Raw genomic sequence first — 16,175 nt, 5'->3', positions numbered from 1 at the left:
CTTCTCAGTTACGCATTATACGGCGTCGGATCGACGGCATGCTTGGCGAGAGGATGGACCGTGACGTCATGCATCCAGGGATTTGCCGGAAGTCCGGTGATGATGTCGTGTAGCTCGGTCGCATCTTTCGCGCGCCAGATTCCCCAATTCTCGAACCGGCACGGAACACGCCACATGCGGACCAAGTGGCCCTGCTTGATGAGTTCTGCTGCGTGAGCACGCTCTTCCTTGATGATCTTGTTCTTGAAGTCGGGATCCATGTTCTCCGACCAGCGCAGCTTGATGTTGACTAGAAATTCCATGGTCTTCTCCTTATGCACTCGCACGCATCCGCGCACGATCCTCGAGTACGGCATTGCTGGCGTTGAAGCCGGGAATGCCCGTGACGTATCCGCCTGGCCATGTTCCTGCCCCAGACAGGTACAGGCCTTTCAGCGGGGTTCGATAATTATGGATGGACCGATGCGGCCGGGCACCGAACAGCGCTCCCGGAAGCATGTCGCCGTGTGTGATGTTGGACTGCACCAGTCCCAACTCGTCTTCCATTTCGACAGGATCTATGAAACGGTGCCCCACGATGCGTTCATGCAGATCAGGCATGAGGCTGGACAGAATCTCGATGCAGCGATTGCCGAACACGTCCCGTTCCGTTTCCCAGGCCCCCTCACGCAGCTCATAAGGTGCGTGCCAGACATTGACGCTGAGGATGTGATGTCCTTGCGGCGCCAAATCAGGCGAAGATACGGAGGGAATGAGTCCCCACATGATGGGTTCGCGCGCCGATACGCCACTCAATCCGTCGGCAACGGCGCGCTCGATATAGGCAAGCGACGGCGCGATCCTGAACTGGACACCGGCGATCTGTTGCTGATCGACCCCGGAGGGCAGTCCCGCATAACGGGGCAGGCCGTCCAGCGCGAGGGCGAGCTTGAATGCCGACCCGCGCATGGGAACCGCGGAGACCGTTCTGCGGAGATCGGTTCCGACAGCATCGTCATCCAGAAGATCGGCGAAGAGACGGGATACGTTCATCGCCGAGACGATCACCGGCGCCTGATATTCGTCTCCGTTATCGGTGACGACGCCGACGGATTGCCCATTGCGATGCAGAATTCTCGTAACCGGCGTGCTCGTTTTGATGACGGCACCTTGGGAGCGACAGCAGGCCGCAAGCGCGTCGATGATCGCGCCCATCCCGCCGACAGGCAGGCCTGTCGAGCCTCGCAGTGCGGCCCTGCGGGGATCGTCCGCATCGAGAGCGGGCGATGACGCCAGAGAAAGGGGCCTCAGCATCAAGCCTATGGCCGTGCCCGGCGCGGATGGAGGAGCAAGCGTCGCATTCAATGAGACCATACCGAGAAGAGCTTTCGCTTCCTCCGATTCCAGTTCCTCGTCGAGGAGATGGCGAAGACTTCCGAAGAAGACGCGATGGAACAGGCTTTCCTGATCCTTCGGAAGGTTCCGCGCAATCGCCACCGGATCTGGAGACGCCTGAAAGAGGGATGTCCCGAGATGACGTCCCAGTTCCTCGAGCGAACTCAGGAGGCCAAAGTAACGATCGGCCTCACCTGCCGCATAGGCATTCAGCTGCTCGGCAATTTTATCGCGATCACGCCAACCCAGGAAACAGCGGCTTGGGAAAGGATGAACGACCGTCGGATCCGTCCGAACAAACTGCAGGCCGAATTTCGGCAGATCCAGTTCCTGAATGAACCGCGGCTCGAAGCTTCCAGGAGAATTGGTGAAGGCCGTGCGGTATCCCGGCATGAACTCATAAGTCCCGCAGGGGCCGCCGAGACTGTCCCTCGCCTCGAGAACGGCAACCTTGAATCCTGCCCGCCCGAGGTAGGCAGCCGAGATCAATCCATTATGGCCCCCGCCGATGACGATCGCATCAAACCGATGCGTCGGCGTATTCAAAGTGTTCGACATCATTCCCATCCTGGCGTGCGTCACCGATCACCTCTTGCGAGGCGCGCTGGCGCTTCGACGTCTTGAAAATGCAGAGCCGCTGCAACAGCCCTGCGGCACCTCACTATTTAGGCAGATAGTCGTTGGTGAAATACGCGCTGGCATCCTTGCGTTCTGTCATGCCGCCATATTGCTGCAGTGTTTTGTTCATCGAGTCCCAATCCTCGGCGGCCATCCAACCGACAGGCTTTCCCTGGGTTGCATTGGTATGGAGCGAGCTCTCATAGGCTTCCAGAACGCTCTTGTGGAAGCTTGCAGGCTGCGTGTTTCCTGTTGCCTTCAAGAAGATCTGAATCGCTTCGTCCTTATTTGCGAGGGTGTAGTCGAGGCCCTTCCGCGTCGCCTCCAGGAAGCGGCGGACGACATCAGGCTTCTCCTTGAGGAAAGCGTTGTTCGCGATGATTCCGAAGCTGAGATTTGTCACGCCCCAATCCGCATAGCGGAGGACGGAGACCTTTTTCCCCTGGGCAATAAGCTGCGGAGCATAATAGTAGTCGTCGCCGCTGATGCAGTCGAGCTGACCTGATGTGATGGCTGCGAACTTCGCGTCACCCGGCATATTGACGAGAGAGATATCTTTCGTATCGAGGCCGTTGGCGCGCAAAAACGCCGGCAGAACCTGGCCGTCCGATCCGGTGGGCGTTGATCCGATCCGCTTTCCCTTCACATCGGCGGGCTTTTTGATGTCCTCGCCGGAGCAGATCAAAGAGATCGGCCCCTTCTGCCAGAATCCTGCCACCACGGTGATGGGAACTCCGGCCGATATGGATTGCGCGGCGGTCGAAAGGCTTGCGTGTCCGATGGGTTCCCGATTCTCGCCGACGACGAGCGTCGTGGTTTTCGACCCTTGCCCCTGCTGAATGTCGATATCGATGCCGGCATCCTTGTAGAAGCCCTTTTCCTTGGCGACGAGCATGGGAGTCTGCCCGGGCCACCAGCTCCAATCGAGCCGGACGCTGACTTTGTCAGCGGCCTGCGCAGCGCCGATGCTCAGCATTGATGCAACGGTCGCAAACAGGGCATTTCGCAATGTCGCTCTCATAGGGCCATCTCCACGGTGGTGTTCTCTGGAATTTCATCTTCTTCATCGCGGATCACACCCATCCGCTGAAAATGGTGCAGAATCTCATCGACAATCGCGTTGAACTCGGCCGTTCCTCTCATGGAGAGGCGCCTCGAGCGAGGCAGCGGCACGTCGAGAACCGCCTCGACCCGTCCAGGACGGGGGGCCATCACGACGATGCGATCGGAAAGGAAGACGGCTTCCTGAACGCTATGGGTGACGAAAACGACGGTCGGGCGCGAGCGCAGCCACAGCTTCTGAAGATCGACCATCATCTGATCGCGGGTCAGCGCATCGAGCGCGCCGAAGGGCTCGTCCATCAGCAGAAGCGATGGATTGTGAACCAGGGCCCGGCATACGCTGACACGCTGGCTCATTCCACCGGACAGCTGATGCGGATAGGCGTTCTCGAAGCCCTTTAGGCCGGCCGCAGCGAGCAAGTCCCGAGCGCGGGCAGCGTACACATCGTGAGGAAGCTTACGGGCTTCGGCCTGAATCAGCACATTGTCGAGGACGTTTCGCCAGTCGAGAAGGACCGGGCTTTGAAACACAATGCCGATATCCGTTTCTGGCTGCGTCACGACCCGATCCGCGACAGAGACTCGGCCGGTCGTCGGCGTGTCGAGGCCAGCGACAATTCTCAGAAGCGTACTCTTGCCGCAGCCGCTCGGCCCGACGATCGATACGAATTCTCCCTCTTCGAGGAAGAGCGAGGTGGGGGAGAGAGCTTCCAGGCCATGATAGCTCTTGGTCACTTGCTCGATGCGAACTGGCTTACCCATAATGCTGCTCCCCTCCCTCAATGTCCGGCGTCCTGACGGACGGAGCTGTGCCAGGGCATGAGACGTGCCTCGGCCCATTGAACGAGAGCAAAGCTCACCACGCCGATCAGGACGAGGAAGATGAGTGCAGCGAACATCAGTGCCGTCTGCATCTGCCCGCTTGCCAAGAGGATGAGGTAGCCCAGCCCCTTGTCCGCGCCCACGAACTCGCCGACGACGGCGCCGACGACCGCCAAGGTGATGCAGACCTTCAGTCCCCCGAAGATGCTGGGAAGCGCAAAGGGAAAGTAAATCTTCCTGAACATGTCACGCGCCGACAGGCCCATGGAGCGTCCGAGGAAAATCATGTCCTTGGGCACGCTCTTCAAACCGACCACCGTGCTGATGACGACAGGAAAAAATGCAACAAGGATACCGATCATCACCTTCGTGCTCAGGCCGAAACCGAGCCAGACGAGAATGAGGGGAGCAAGAGCCACTTTCGGCACAGCTTGGCTGACGACCAAGAGCGGATAGACCGTTTCCTCGAACCAACGGAACCGTGCAATGAGGAAGGCAATCGGCATTGCGACCGCGATGCTCAGGGTGAAGGCCAAACTCGTCTCGAAGGCCGTGATCCCTGTGTGATAAAGGAGCGCTGGGAACTGGCTGACGATCACGTTGGCCACTGCGATCGGGTGCGGCAGCAGATAGGGCGCGGGCTCGAAGAGCATGACCGTGGCCTGCCACATTCCAAGGAGCACAAAAAGCGACACGATGGGATAAAAGGCGCGCATCCTTCGCCACACCGGCACCGGTGTAACAGAGATCGGAATGGTGGTGTCGGCGTGTCCCATGAGCTCCTCCGTGATCGGGCGTGTGACCCATCTTCAACGGGTCACACGCGACTAACAAGAGTTTGATGTCTCAGGCGGCACTAGCGGTCGCCGGAACCTGAAGTGGAACGAAACCCTCCCTGAACAGGCGGATCCAGTTTCCTCCGGCAATCTTCGCGATCTCTTCGCTCGAAAAGCCCCGCTTCTCCATGGCTTCAAGGATGTTCTGGAAATCGGCCGACGACTTGAACCAGGTCGGCCAGGCAGAAAATCCTTTGATCGGGATTGCGCTTTCCCGCGCCCAGCGGCCGGCACGCCACCACTTGATCTGAGATTCGGGCCAACCATCGTAATAGTCCGTCCCAAAGCCGATCGAATCGACACCGATGAGATCAACGGTCCAGGAGATCATGTCGATGAAGGTATCGAGCGTGCAGTTCGAGCCGTCGCGCATGATCTTGGGATACATGCTCAGGCCGATGACACCGCCCGTCTCGGCGAGACGCTTGATCAGGGGCGTAGATTTGTTCCTGCGATTCAGCTCGATGTCCGTCCCAACGAACTCGGACGGGTTCGCATGTGTAACTGCGATGGGGCGAGACGAGTACTCGATGGCATCGAAACAGGTCCGCTCGGTGCAATGCGAGACGTCGACGAGCATGCCGAGGCGGTTCATCTCCGCAATGACATTACGACCGAAGAATTTTGAAACACCGTTCTCATCCGGCTCCCAGCATCCGGAGGCGACCCTGTTCTGAACGTTGTAGGTCAGCTGGGCGATACGAACGCCGAGCTGGTAGAAGATCTCGACAAGCTCGATGTCATCCTCGAAGGGCGAGGTATCCTGAAAGCCGTAGACCACTGCCGTGCGTCCGGATGCCGCAATACGCTCGACATCCTCTGCGGTCGTCGCCAGCGCGATGAGATCGCTGTTCTGCTCCAGCAGCCGATTCCATTCACCGATTGCCGTCAGGGTCTCACGGGCATTTTCCCAGATGGCGAGCGTGACATGGACGCAGCCGATGCCGCCATCACGCCATTCCTTGAACCGGGCACGCTCCGGCTTGTTGTACTGGAGAGCGTCGACGACGATCGGTTTGTGCAAAAGTGCGTATGACATTTCAGATCCTTTCTCATTCCGGAAAAGTTATTGAGCAAACGGATCGGCAGCCGGCCCGTAATCCGTTACGACAGCCTTGATTTGCGAGAACTCGTCCAAGGCCTCGAGGCCGTTCTCGCGGCCAAGGCCGGATTGCTTGAAGCCGCCGAATGGAACCCGCAGATTGATGGCGCGATAGGTGTTGACCCAGACCGTTCCGGCTTGGAGACGCTTGGACACACGGCGTGCGCGATGAAGATCCTTCGTCCAGAATCCGGCTGCGAGCCCGTATTCGACGCCATTTGCGATGGCGATGGCCTCGTCCTCCGTCTCGAAGCTCTGCACGGTCACGACGGGGCCGAAGATCTCCTCGCGACAGATGCGCATGTCGCTCGTCACGCCCACGATAATGGTCGGTTCGATCCAGAAACCATCCGCCAGCTCTGTCTCGACGGAAGGCATGCCGCCGCCCAGCGCGATCCGCCCACCGGCAGCCACGGCGTCGGCGATATAGGCATTGATGCGGTCGAACTGGCGCCGCGAAGCGACCGGTCCGATATGGCTTCTCGGTGACGACGGATGTCCGACCCTGATGCGCTGCGCCGATGCGATGTAGCGGCCGAGGAAGGTTTCATACAACGACGCGTGAACGAGGACGCGGGAGCCTGCGACGCAGGTCTGGCCCGTGGCTGAGAACGCGCCCTGCGTTGCGGCAATCACAGCGGAATCGAGATCAGCGTCCTCGAAGATGATGTGTGCCGACTTTCCCCCGGCCTCGCAGACAAAGCGTTTCATGCCGGCGGCAACTTTTGCCCCAAGAACGCGAGCCGTCGCCGTGCTCCCGGTAAAGCTCACCATTGCGACGCCAGGGTGCGTTGCGAGCTTCTCGCTGACCGCGGCATCACCAATGACGACGTTGACGATCCCTTTTGGGAAGCCCGCCTGGAGTGCGAGCTCGGCGAGCATAATGCTGGAGCCGGGTGCATCGGCCGGCGGCTTGAGAATGACGGCATTTCCCATCGCCAGGGCAGGTGCCAACTTCCAGGTGCCTAACGAGAGAGCACCATTGAAGGGCGTGATGGCAACGACGACACCGAGCGGCTCGCGGATCACCCGCGCCTCCGCGGTGCGGGACACCATCCGAAGGACATCGTCATGTGTTTCAAGCGCACTGGCGTAGAAGTGATACCACTGCGCGCTGCCTCGCATCTCCGCAGCCGTCGCCGCATGGCTCTTCCCATTGGCAAGGCTCTCAAGCTCACCAAGGGCTTCCGCATGCTGGGCGATGAGTTCCCCTAATTTGCGTAAGAGAGATGCGCGCTCGGCCGGCGCAAGGTCAGCCCATCTCGCATCTGAATAAGCTCGCGATGCACTTTCGACGGCTTGGTCGACCGCGCTCTCATCGATATAGGAGCGCGCCCAGACTTTGCCGGTGGATGGATCGACAAGTGGAAGCGGCTCGCCCCGGGCCGCGAGCGTCGTGCCGCCGACATAGGACGTGAAGGCGAGATCCAGTTTCGTTTCAGGCTTGTTCAAGACAAAGCTCCTCGTGCCGCGCGCGACAGCGCTTCGCGCACCCGCGGTTCTCTCATGTGATGACATGCAGCGAGATGCTGCGGATCGTGCCCCTCAATCGATTGAAGCTGCGGCCGCTCGGATCGGCAGATCTCAGAGGCGAAAAGGCAAGACTTCTGAAAACGGCATCCCGTCAGAGGCGCGAGGGGATTAGGTGGCTCCGACCGCACGTCGATGCGTGGGCGCATGCGCTCGATCTTCGGATCCGGAACGGGCACGGCCGAGAGCAAAGCCGAGGTATAGGGGTGAAGCGGTGCAGCAAAGATGCTCTTGCGTGGCCCCTTCTCCATGACCTGACCGCCATACATGACGACAAGGCTGTGGGAGACATGCCGCACGATGCTCAAGTCATGGGTAATGAAGAGATAGGTCAGTTTCCGGTCCCGCTGCAGATCCTGCAGCAGGTTGACGATCTGGCCCTGAATGCTGACGTCGAGCGCGGAGACGACCTCGTCGAGGACGATGAACTTCGGCTCAATAGCAAGCGCCCGCGCGATCGCGACCCTCTGGCGCTGTCCGCCCGAAAGAGCATGCGGATGGCGCTCGGCCAGATCGCGGCGAAGCCCCACGTCGTCGAGGAGCATGTCGACCCGCTGTTTGGCGTCGCGCCCCTTAGCAAGTCCGTGGACCTCGAGGACTTCTTGGAGAGTCTCGCCGATGGTCATCCGCGGGTTAAGGCTTGCGTAAGGATCCTGAAACACAATCTGCGAAATGCGCGGCAACGCACCGGACGCCAACTTCAGCTGCTTGAGGTCCCGTCCGAAGCACGCGACGCTCCCGGCGGTGAGTGGGGCAAGCCCCATCAGCGCGCGCCCGGTCGTACTCTTGCCACTTCCGCTTTCACCTACCAGTCCAAGGGTTTCGCCTTCATTGATCTCGAAGGAGATGTCATCGACCGCATGAACCTCGCCCACAACGCGACGCAGGATACCGGTCCGAATTGGAAACCGAACGGACACGTTCTTCAGCTGTATGGCTGGAGTGTTCATCGCGCTCCTCCGACAGCTCTAAGGGATGAGCTCACGAACGGGTCGACATGGCAGCGAACAGGGTGTTGCGCACCTGTGCCGTCTTCAAGAATCGGCAAGGCGTTTCGACAGATCTCGCGCGAATATTCGCAGCGTGGATGGAAGGCGCATCCCGATACGGGGTTGCGCGGGTCCGGCGGAAGACCGGGAATGGGGTTGAGCCGCTCTGCAACATCGTCCTCGATGCGCGCGATGGAATCGAGCAGCGCCTTCGTATAGGGATGCCTGGGCGCAGCGAACAGCGTTTCCGTCTCAGCGGTTTCTACAACACGGCCGGCATAGAGAACTGCGACGCGGTCCGCGACGCCGGCCACAACTCCAAGGTCATGGGTGATGAGAATGAGCGCCATCCCCAGTTCCTTGCGCAAGGAATCGATCAGGCGCAGAATCTGGGACTGGGTCGTGACATCGAGGGCGGTCGTCGGCTCGTCCGCGATGAGAACCTTGGGATTGGCGCTGATCGCCATGGCAATGAGCGCCCGCTGGCGCATGCCTCCAGAGAGTTCGTGTGGATAGCTGGCAAGGCGCGCGGCTGCGCCCGGAATACCGACGAGATCGAGCAGCTCGGTGCAACGCTGCCGCGCAGCGGAGCGTGACATCCCGCCATAGTGGATCATCGGCTCCGCCATCTGCTTGCCGATCGTCATGGCGGGATTAAGAGACGTCAGCGCGTCCTGAGAGATGAGCGCAATTTCACGGCCACGAACCGGACGCATCTGGCGGGGGGAGCGCCCGACCAGATCCTGCCCTTCCAGCAAGACCTGACCTGACGTTATCCGCCCACCGCGTGGCAGAAGTCCAAGCGCCGCCAGCATCGTCTGGCTCTTGCCGCATCCGGACTCGCCGACGATGCCGAGTGCTTCGCCCCGTTCGACCGCAAGAGATACGTCATGGACGACCTGAACCGAGGCGGCTCCACGGCCATACGCGACGCCCAGATTCTTAAGTTCAAGAACTGGCCCGTTGGCACTGATAGGACGAAGTGGGGAAGATTGTGCGAGTATCATCATCCCAGCTTTATCTTCGGATTGAAGTACGCGTAGAGAATGTCGACGGCGAAATTGATCAGGACAAAAGCAACCGCAAGGACGAGTATGCCGCCCTGGATCAACGGAATGTCCCGGGTCGATATCGCCTGGTACATCGCAAGACCGATTCCGGGCCAGGAGAAGACCGTTTCGGTAAGAACGGCGCCACTGAGAAGAAAGCCCATCTGCATGCCAATAACGGTAATCACCGAAGGCATTGCATTCGGGAGAGCGTGACAGAGCACGATCCGCACTTCGCTCACGCCTCTGCTGCGAGCAGTGCGGATGTAATCACTGTTGATCACGTCGAGGATGGAGGACCGCGTCATGCGCGCGATCACGGCAAGGGACCATGCCGCGAGGGTAATGGTTGGTAGCGCCATGTGAGCCACCAGACTGCCGATCCCACTGCTGCCGGTCGCGTCCTGCATTCCGCCGATGGGGAGAAGACGCAGGTGCAACCCGAAGATCAGGATCAGGACGAGCCCAAGCCAGAAGGACGGCATGCTGTTGAAGAACAGCACGATGACGGATAGACCCTGATCCCTGACAGAACCAGGCCGAAGGGCGGCCCAGGTTCCGGCAGCAACCCCTGCCACCGACGCGAGGAGAATGGCTGCAACCGCCAGGAGTGATGTGTTGAAGAGTCGTTCGACGATGACCTGCGTGACGGGCTGCGCGAAGGTAAACGACTGGCCAAGATCGCCCTGAAGGAGATTCTTCAGGTAGATCGCATACTGCACATAGATCGGTTCGTTTAGCCCCAAGGCCACGCGCAGTTGCTGCCGCGCCTCTTCCGAGGCCATGCTTCCGAGCAGCACGTCGGCGGGATCGCCGGGGATGATCTGCGCTAGCAGGAAAGTTGCGAGGGTCACCCCGATGATGACGGGAACGATCTGCAGGCCGCGATTGAAGATGAATGACAGCATGATTCAACTCCGATCCTTGGTGAATCGGGGATCGAGCATGTCGCGCGCAGCATCGCCGATCAGATTGAAGCCCACGGCAAGGAGAACGATGGCGAGCCCCGGAATGGTTGCCACATGCGCTGCGGTCGCGATCGCCGTCCGGCCGCTCGAGAGCATCTGCCCCCATTCGGGCGTCGGCGGCTGTGGGCCAAGGCCCAGGAAGCTCAAGCTTGCGGACAGAATGACATTGCGCCCAGTCTGCAGCGTTCCATAGACCACGGCGGGTCCGAGAACGTTGGGGAGGATGTGACGAAGAGCGATGCGCGTATGGCTGTAGCCCAAGGTGCGCGCCGCCTCGACATAGAGTTCCTCCTTGATACCAAGCACGACACCACGAACGATCCGCCCGAAAGCGGGGATCGTTACGACGACCATCGCAATGATCATCGAGCTGAGTCCCGGGCCGAGTGCGGCGCTGATGCCGAGTGCAAGCAGAATGCCCGGGAAGGCGAACATGACGTCGAAGACGCGCATGACCACGCTGTCCCATAGACCACCCACATAGCCTGCCGAGAGACCGATTGCTCCGCCGATCAGGAGCGCGATGACGGTCGGCAGGATCGCAACCAGCAGGGCGAAGCGTGCGCCATAGATCAGACGGCTGAGGATGTCTCTACCCAGTTCATCCGTCCCCAGAACATGCCATCCGGACAAGGGCCTCTGGTAGCGCGCCAGCGGATCCACATGGAGCGGGTCGAAAGGCGCGATCCAATCGGCAAAGATTGCGAGGACGACGATGGCAGCGATGATAGCAAGCCCAACGGCCAGAGACGGGTTGGACAACACGTGCCTGACGACCGTGCGACCGAAACTGTTTGTGGCCGGAGCTGTCTGTGTAATCGCTGCCATTGCTTGTTACCTCACCTGCATCCGCACTCAGGCAACGGTCCAGAGCTTGCCGAGATTGGGGATCTGGTCGGGCAAGCCGCAGGCTCGCAACGCGCGCCAAAGAGTCGCCTGATTGCTCGAGATCACGGGCGTCCGGGTATCCATTTCGAGATACGGCAGCGTCGCAAAAGTGCGATACGTCCCGCACGAGATGAGAATGGCATCGGCCTGGCCGGCTTCCTTGAGGGCTTGCTTGCCCAGCCTGTAGGCGCTGTCCGCGTCATGCACGCTCGCGTCGAACGGATCGGTAATCTGCAGACCAATCATCGACTTCACGGAGAAGCCATAAGCCTCCATGTAGCTCGCCATCTTCTTGTTCACTTCGTCGGTGTAGATCGTACCGACGGCGACGGTCTTGGCGCCGAGAGCTTTCAGGGCATCCATCTGAGCGCCCATCATGGTGATCGCGGGAATGCCCGTCGTCTTCTGGATCTCGGCGCAGACATCTTCGTCGTGCCCGGGTCCACGCAGGAATGTACCGGGCGCGCCGCATTGAACGATCAAGTCGACCTTCGCCGTCGCAAGCTGGCGCGCGGCTTCGAGCACTTGGCCCATCATCACCTTCAGGCCTTCATCGTCCACCCGCGGCACAATCGTACGGGCATCGGCGAAGGCGACACCGACGGGGGCGACGCTACGCCATTCCTCGGCCCCTTCGATCGCAGTCGCGGGCCTCATCTGGCCAATACGTGCGCGCCAACCTAGCATCATGGAATAGACTCCTCTCTTGCATGTTCTGGAAACATTGGAGAAACCGGGGCTTCAGCGCACCCCGATCCTCGAATAGTCGAAGAAAACGGAGCGGGCCGGAACGATGCCCGTGACACGCGCACGGAGGATGCGCGGCAGCTTGTCCTGATAGAGAAAGATCCAGGGAGCATCCTTGGAGATCAGCTCGGCCGCCTGGCGATAAAGGTCGTTGCGCTTGGCCTCGTCGGTTTCGGCACGCGCCGCGGTGAAGAGGCGGTCCACCTCGGCGTTGTTGTACCAGCCGCGATTGACGCCGCTTGGAGGCTGCTGGGAACCGCTGAACATGCGCTCCAGCCAGTACGTGCTGTCGGCACCGGTCGTCCATCCATTGAATGAGCCCTGGACATCATCCTTGTAGCCCGGACCTTCGGTCGTCACGAGCGTCGCGAATTCCAGGAACTGCGGTTGAAGATTGATACCGACGGCTTTGAGATCCTGCTGCAGCAACGCGATGATCTGCGCTGCCTGGCCGAAGCCGGGCCCGCTGTTTGGTGCCAGGAGCTTCAGCGTGATGGGCGTGGCGATTCCGGCAGCAGACAGGAGTTCCTTCGCCTTCGCGGGATCATAGCGATAGGCATTGGCCATCTTCTCGCGCGGCAGCTCATTGCCGAGCGGGACGGGTCCCGTTGCGGGGGTCACTTGACCGTCGAGAAGCGCCGTCAAGCTGTCGCGATTGACCGCATAATTGAGCGCCTGCCGGAACAGGGGATTCTTGGTCAGCTCGGCCCGCGTGTTCAGGCGCACGAAGTATTCGTTCGCCGGCTCGGGATATTGCACCTGCAGGCTCGGATCGACCTTCAGCTGAGCCACCTGCTGCGAGCTCGCACTCGGAATGACGTCGATTTGTCCTGTCTGCATGCCGATGGCCATCGCAGTCGGATCGGTCACGGGGCGAACGATGATCTGATCGACACCCGGCTTATGGCCCCAGTAGGAAGGATTTCTCGATAGATTGAGCTGTTGGCCCTGCTGAAACGCCTGCAGCGTGAAAGGGCCCGTTCCGACAGGATGCAGGCCGAGCTGATCGCCTTTGTTCTGCTCGATGGCGGCCGGGCTGACGATGCCTGCCCGGCGATCGCTCAAGAGACGCGGCAATCCGGAAAATGGCTCTTTCAGAACGATCTGGAATGTGGATGGGTCCACCGCCGACGTGCTTTTGATCCACCGCGTCAGGAACGTCATGTTGCCACTCGCGCGGGTGTCGAATATGGGCGAGTCCTTGTCCATCATGCGGCTGAAGTTCAGTTGCACCGCGGCTGCATCGAGCGGCTTGCCGTCGTGAAACGTAACACCCTGGCGAAGCTTCAACGTGTAGGTGAGGCCATCCGGAGAGACGGACCAGGACTCGGCGAGAGCGCCCACAAGTTCAGGCGCTACTTCCGTAGGCTTGCTCAAGTCCTCGCGAATGAGGGGATCGAAGATGGCGTCGATGACTCTCAGCCCGGGCGTTCCGGTCATCCGATGCGGGTCCAGCGGCGGCACCGCACCTTCGGAACCGATCACGATCGCCGCCGCGGAGGCGGTCGTGGCGAAACCTGCGGAAGCCAACATCAGCACGGACGCCAAAGCAACGGCCGCACGGCGGGCAGTCAGATAATTCAGCATCTCGATTCCCTCTTTGAGCGGAGCGTCTGCGATCGACCTGCGAAATGCGCGCTCCGTTAGGCTCAATGAGAGGTGACGCTTGGGAATAATTCAAATTGAAATAATTCGGAGATTAATTAACTTGTCTTATAAATGCCGCCGAGCAGCCTTCGGCGGAAGGCATGGTGTTCAGGATGTCACCTTCGAACGAAAAGAATGCGCACCCGCCGGTCAGCTACAACGTGACCATCAAGCATCTGCGGGCATTCCTTAGTCTCGCCCAGCATCGCAGCTTCACGCGCGCCGCCATTGCCCTTCACGCTTCTCAGCCGTCCTTGACGATGACGATCCAGCAATTGGAGGACATCGTGGGATGCAGCCTGTTCGACCGCACGACGCGCAATGTCCTTCTGACTCCCGAAGGTGAGGATTTTTTACCTGTCGCGGAACGTCTCATCGTCGACTTCGACCTTGCTCTGCAGAACATCCGCGTCGCGGCATCGGCGCGAAAGGGGCGTGTCGGGATTGCGGTCGTTCACTCCGTCGCAACGCGGATTCTACCGCGTGTCCTCGGCGGACTCTTGTCCGCATATCCGGGCCTTCACGTGCAACTCCGTGACGGCAATTCAGCGGACGTCCGACGCCGCGTGCGGCAAAACGAAGTCGACCTCGGATTTGGCAGCAAAGACGAGGAGGATGCCGATCTGGAATTCACCCCCCTGTTTCGCGATCAGATGGGGCTTCTGGCGCGCTACGATCACCCTCTAATCAAATCGAAGAAGGCTCTGAAATGGGCGGACTTGGCCGGACACGACTTCGTCGGTCTCGCATCGGATACGGCGACGGGACCCATCGTCCGTCAGATTCCGCATTTGCCTCAATCGGTGATCGCGCCGCGGTTCGAAGCCTCGACGAATACAACTCTGTGGGCACTTCTGGAGAGCGGCATCGGCGTAACGACCACGCCAGCCTTGTCGATCGAGAACAAACAGAATCAGCCCCTTCGCTTCCGGGCTCTCAACGATCCGATCGCATGGCGGCACGTCTACGTCATTTCGCGGCGGGGACGGACATTGACGCCAATGGCGATGGAGATCATGCGGCGCGTCAGGGCGGAGGTCGCGTCGATCGCCGGCAAGCACCGTCTCATCGAGGCGGATAGCCTGTGAGGTTCGCGAGATTGGAACCCGAGGAGCATCGCGGCGACCCATCCCCCGGCATGTCGATCAGCTGTAACTCATGAGAGACTCGCCGGCAGATCATCTGTGATCTTTGGGAGAGCGGGAATCTGGCCGCCCGATTCGTAGCGAGTACCCTCTCGCCATCATGGACCCGCTGGCCAAGCTTTCTGTCCGCGCCAATGGCTACTGACCCAAACTGTCGACGCCTTGTCCTCATTGATCAAGCATGGCGGCATAGAGGGTCTAGACTTCATTCGAAGGATGTAACGGATCGGAACGGATCGTGCGCCTATCACGGTGGTGCATCGCAGGCCGATACACGCCGAGAGTGCCTACGCCTTGCTGACAAGTGCCGGCACTTCCAGCAACAGGCGTCGACCTGAAGCGGTCAAGGACATGACCCGCGCGGTCCCAGAGTGATTGATGAAGCGTGGATCCATGGAGGCGGAAATGAAACTTTCGATCGCACTATCAGCGCTTATAACTGGACTCATCGTCATGAGTACGGGCGAGGCCAATGCCGTGGTTTATTGTCAGTACATCAATTACCCTGCCGGTTGCGTCGTGAGACCTGGCGTCGTGTTGCGGCCGCGGCCAGTCGCGCGTGCTGTGGCGACTCCGGGCGTCGGTGCTCCAGGGATAGGCGTGCGCCCTGGAACACCCATGAACCGTGGTGGTCCGGTCAACCGGGCAGGCAGGCGCTGAGTCGTTGTTCTGATATGTCCGGCGGAGGCTAATCTCCCTCCTTGATCGGGGACGAACCTTCGTCGAACTCGGCACGTGATCCTGCGGATGCGCGTGGGCACGGACCTTAGGGTGGGGCAAGGGGCAAATCGATGGACCAGAATGCGCCAAGACTCGGCACCGGGCCTGTGTCCTCGACCATGTTCAACACCACCGGCCTGCGGCTCTCACACAATACGGTCACCTGCTAAGCGGGCCCTTGGCCTGGTTGGCGTCGTTCGCTGGCGGTCTGGCCATCGGCGCGCTGTCGTTCGTTCTCTCATTTGCGATCGCCGCCGTGCCGATCGCCTATGGCGAGGGGGCCGCTAAATTCGCCCGACGTCTGCTGACCCGAGTCACCGGCAGCACGGCGCGCGCGGCGCACTTGGTCACGTTGACCGCAGCCACCATCCGCAGCGTAGGGCTTGGGGTGGTCGGCGTCGCGCTGATCCAGGCATTGCTCTTAGGACTCGGTTTCTTCATCGTCGGGCTTCATGCCGCCGGCTCCTTGACGCTCATCGCGCTCTTGCTGAGGGTCATGCAAGTTCCCCGGGCTATACTTTATTGGTCGTGCTGACGGAATTCTGGCATGCGGGACCGCTGGGCTCGCCGTCTCCTGGATCCTGTTGCAGGGTCGGGAGCATGCCGAAAGAGATCGTACCGGGTGTCGGCATCGACCTCGTATCGGGCTTGTCAGGCTTGATGACAGATGCAGAGCGA

The 16,175-nt window shown here is 60.3% G+C and carries 16 protein-coding genes; 3 read left to right on the top strand and 13 right to left on the bottom strand.

Annotated elements, in window-relative coordinates:
* Positions 1–8 precede the first annotated feature (8 nt).
* The 13 genes from K9B37_RS05605 to K9B37_RS05545 all read right to left on the bottom strand — a co-directional run bounded on the left by K9B37_RS05605 (position 9) and on the right by K9B37_RS05545 (position 13,572).
* Entirely contained in the window at positions 9–302 is a 294-nt protein-coding gene (locus K9B37_RS05605; protein WP_224311935.1) for a muconolactone Delta-isomerase, read from the bottom strand.
* A 10-nt stretch (positions 303–312) separates the two neighbouring features.
* A complete protein-coding gene (locus K9B37_RS05600) occupies positions 313–1,956 on the bottom strand; it encodes a phytoene desaturase family protein (RefSeq protein WP_224311934.1) in 1,644 nt (547 codons plus the stop codon).
* 79 nt (positions 1,957–2,035) lie between these two features.
* Complete coding sequence (locus K9B37_RS05595) at positions 2,036–3,013, bottom strand: ABC transporter substrate-binding protein (protein ID WP_224311933.1); 978 nt, start codon at positions 3,011–3,013, stop codon at positions 2,036–2,038.
* Complete coding sequence (locus tag K9B37_RS05590; RefSeq protein ID WP_224311932.1) at positions 3,010–3,816, bottom strand: ABC transporter ATP-binding protein; 807 nt, start codon at positions 3,814–3,816, stop codon at positions 3,010–3,012. Before K9B37_RS05590 ends, K9B37_RS05595 begins: the two co-directional genes overlap by 4 nt.
* Before the next feature lie 17 nt (positions 3,817–3,833).
* A complete protein-coding gene (locus tag K9B37_RS05585) occupies positions 3,834–4,652 on the bottom strand; it encodes an ABC transporter permease (RefSeq protein ID WP_224311931.1) in 819 nt (272 codons plus the stop codon).
* Between the two features lie 70 nt (positions 4,653–4,722).
* A complete protein-coding gene (locus tag K9B37_RS05580; RefSeq protein ID WP_224311929.1) occupies positions 4,723–5,751 on the bottom strand; it encodes a dipeptidase in 1,029 nt (342 codons plus the stop codon).
* 27 nt (positions 5,752–5,778) lie between these two features.
* Entirely contained in the window at positions 5,779–7,266 is a 1,488-nt protein-coding gene (locus K9B37_RS05575) for an aldehyde dehydrogenase family protein (protein WP_224311927.1), read from the bottom strand.
* Entirely contained in the window at positions 7,263–8,294 is a 1,032-nt protein-coding gene (locus K9B37_RS05570; protein WP_224311926.1) for an ABC transporter ATP-binding protein, read from the bottom strand. The genes K9B37_RS05575 and K9B37_RS05570 overlap by 4 nt, the downstream gene beginning before the upstream one ends.
* Positions 8,291–9,343, bottom strand: coding sequence for an ABC transporter ATP-binding protein (locus K9B37_RS05565; RefSeq protein WP_224311925.1), 1,053 nt, complete (start codon positions 9,341–9,343; stop codon positions 8,291–8,293). Before K9B37_RS05565 ends, K9B37_RS05570 begins: the two co-directional genes overlap by 4 nt.
* A complete protein-coding gene (locus K9B37_RS05560; protein WP_224311923.1) occupies positions 9,340–10,290 on the bottom strand; it encodes an ABC transporter permease in 951 nt (316 codons plus the stop codon). The genes K9B37_RS05565 and K9B37_RS05560 overlap by 4 nt, the downstream gene beginning before the upstream one ends.
* A 3-nt stretch (positions 10,291–10,293) precedes the next feature.
* On the bottom strand, positions 10,294–11,178 hold the full coding sequence (locus K9B37_RS05555) for an ABC transporter permease (RefSeq protein WP_224311921.1): 885 nt from the start codon (positions 11,176–11,178) through the stop codon (positions 10,294–10,296).
* Between the two features lie 27 nt (positions 11,179–11,205).
* Complete coding sequence (locus tag K9B37_RS05550) at positions 11,206–11,928, bottom strand: maleate cis-trans isomerase family protein (protein WP_224311920.1); 723 nt, start codon at positions 11,926–11,928, stop codon at positions 11,206–11,208.
* A gap of 51 nt (positions 11,929–11,979) precedes the next feature.
* Positions 11,980–13,572: an ABC transporter substrate-binding protein gene (locus tag K9B37_RS05545; protein ID WP_224311918.1), complete on the bottom strand. Its 1,593-nt coding sequence runs from the start codon at positions 13,570–13,572 to the stop codon at positions 11,980–11,982.
* 173 nt (positions 13,573–13,745) lie between these two features.
* Between K9B37_RS05545 and K9B37_RS05540 the strand changes: the two genes are divergently transcribed.
* The 3 genes from K9B37_RS05540 to K9B37_RS05530 all read left to right on the top strand — a co-directional run bounded on the left by K9B37_RS05540 (position 13,746) and on the right by K9B37_RS05530 (position 16,032).
* On the top strand, positions 13,746–14,720 hold the full coding sequence (locus K9B37_RS05540; protein WP_224311917.1) for a LysR family transcriptional regulator: 975 nt from the start codon (positions 13,746–13,748) through the stop codon (positions 14,718–14,720).
* Positions 14,721–15,182: 462 nt separating this feature from the next.
* Positions 15,183–15,437 (top strand): hypothetical protein, encoded by a 255-nt coding sequence (locus K9B37_RS05535; RefSeq protein ID WP_224311915.1) that lies wholly within the window; start codon positions 15,183–15,185, stop codon positions 15,435–15,437.
* Positions 15,438–15,675: 238 nt separating this feature from the next.
* Entirely contained in the window at positions 15,676–16,032 is a 357-nt protein-coding gene (locus tag K9B37_RS05530) for an AI-2E family transporter (RefSeq protein ID WP_224311913.1), read from the top strand.
* Positions 16,033–16,175 lie beyond the last annotated feature (143 nt).

It is taken from the genome of Microvirga puerhi (genome assembly GCF_020089865.1).
Lineage (GTDB): Bacteria > Pseudomonadota > Alphaproteobacteria > Rhizobiales > Beijerinckiaceae > Microvirga > Microvirga puerhi.
This window is presented reverse-complemented; position numbering and strand designations above follow the sequence as displayed.

Excerpts from the sequence above, each read along its gene's own strand:
- K9B37_RS05560 (WP_224311923.1), bottom strand. The coding sequence starts at position 10,290 with ATGCTGTCATTCATCTTCAATCGCGGCCTGCAGATCGTTCCCGTCATC.
- K9B37_RS05540 (WP_224311917.1), top strand. The coding sequence starts at position 13,746 with ATGTCACCTTCGAACGAAAAGAATGCGCACCCGCCGGTCAGCTACAAC.
- K9B37_RS05585 (WP_224311931.1), bottom strand. The coding sequence starts at position 4,652 with ATGGGACACGCCGACACCACCATTCCGATCTCTGTTACACCGGTGCCG.
- K9B37_RS05570 (WP_224311926.1), bottom strand. The coding sequence starts at position 8,294 with ATGAACACTCCAGCCATACAGCTGAAGAACGTGTCCGTTCGGTTTCCA.
- K9B37_RS05595 (WP_224311933.1), bottom strand. The coding sequence starts at position 3,013 with ATGAGAGCGACATTGCGAAATGCCCTGTTTGCGACCGTTGCATCAATG.
- K9B37_RS05555 (WP_224311921.1), bottom strand. The coding sequence starts at position 11,178 with ATGGCAGCGATTACACAGACAGCTCCGGCCACAAACAGTTTCGGTCGC.
- K9B37_RS05545 (WP_224311918.1), bottom strand. The coding sequence starts at position 13,572 with ATGCTGAATTATCTGACTGCCCGCCGTGCGGCCGTTGCTTTGGCGTCC.
- K9B37_RS05590 (WP_224311932.1), bottom strand. The coding sequence starts at position 3,816 with ATGGGTAAGCCAGTTCGCATCGAGCAAGTGACCAAGAGCTATCATGGC.
- K9B37_RS05580 (WP_224311929.1), bottom strand. The coding sequence starts at position 5,751 with ATGTCATACGCACTTTTGCACAAACCGATCGTCGTCGACGCTCTCCAG.
- K9B37_RS05550 (WP_224311920.1), bottom strand. The coding sequence starts at position 11,928 with ATGATGCTAGGTTGGCGCGCACGTATTGGCCAGATGAGGCCCGCGACT.
- K9B37_RS05565 (WP_224311925.1), bottom strand. The coding sequence starts at position 9,343 with ATGATGATACTCGCACAATCTTCCCCACTTCGTCCTATCAGTGCCAAC.
- K9B37_RS05605 (WP_224311935.1), bottom strand. The coding sequence starts at position 302 with ATGGAATTTCTAGTCAACATCAAGCTGCGCTGGTCGGAGAACATGGAT.
- K9B37_RS05535 (WP_224311915.1), top strand. The coding sequence starts at position 15,183 with ATGAAACTTTCGATCGCACTATCAGCGCTTATAACTGGACTCATCGTC.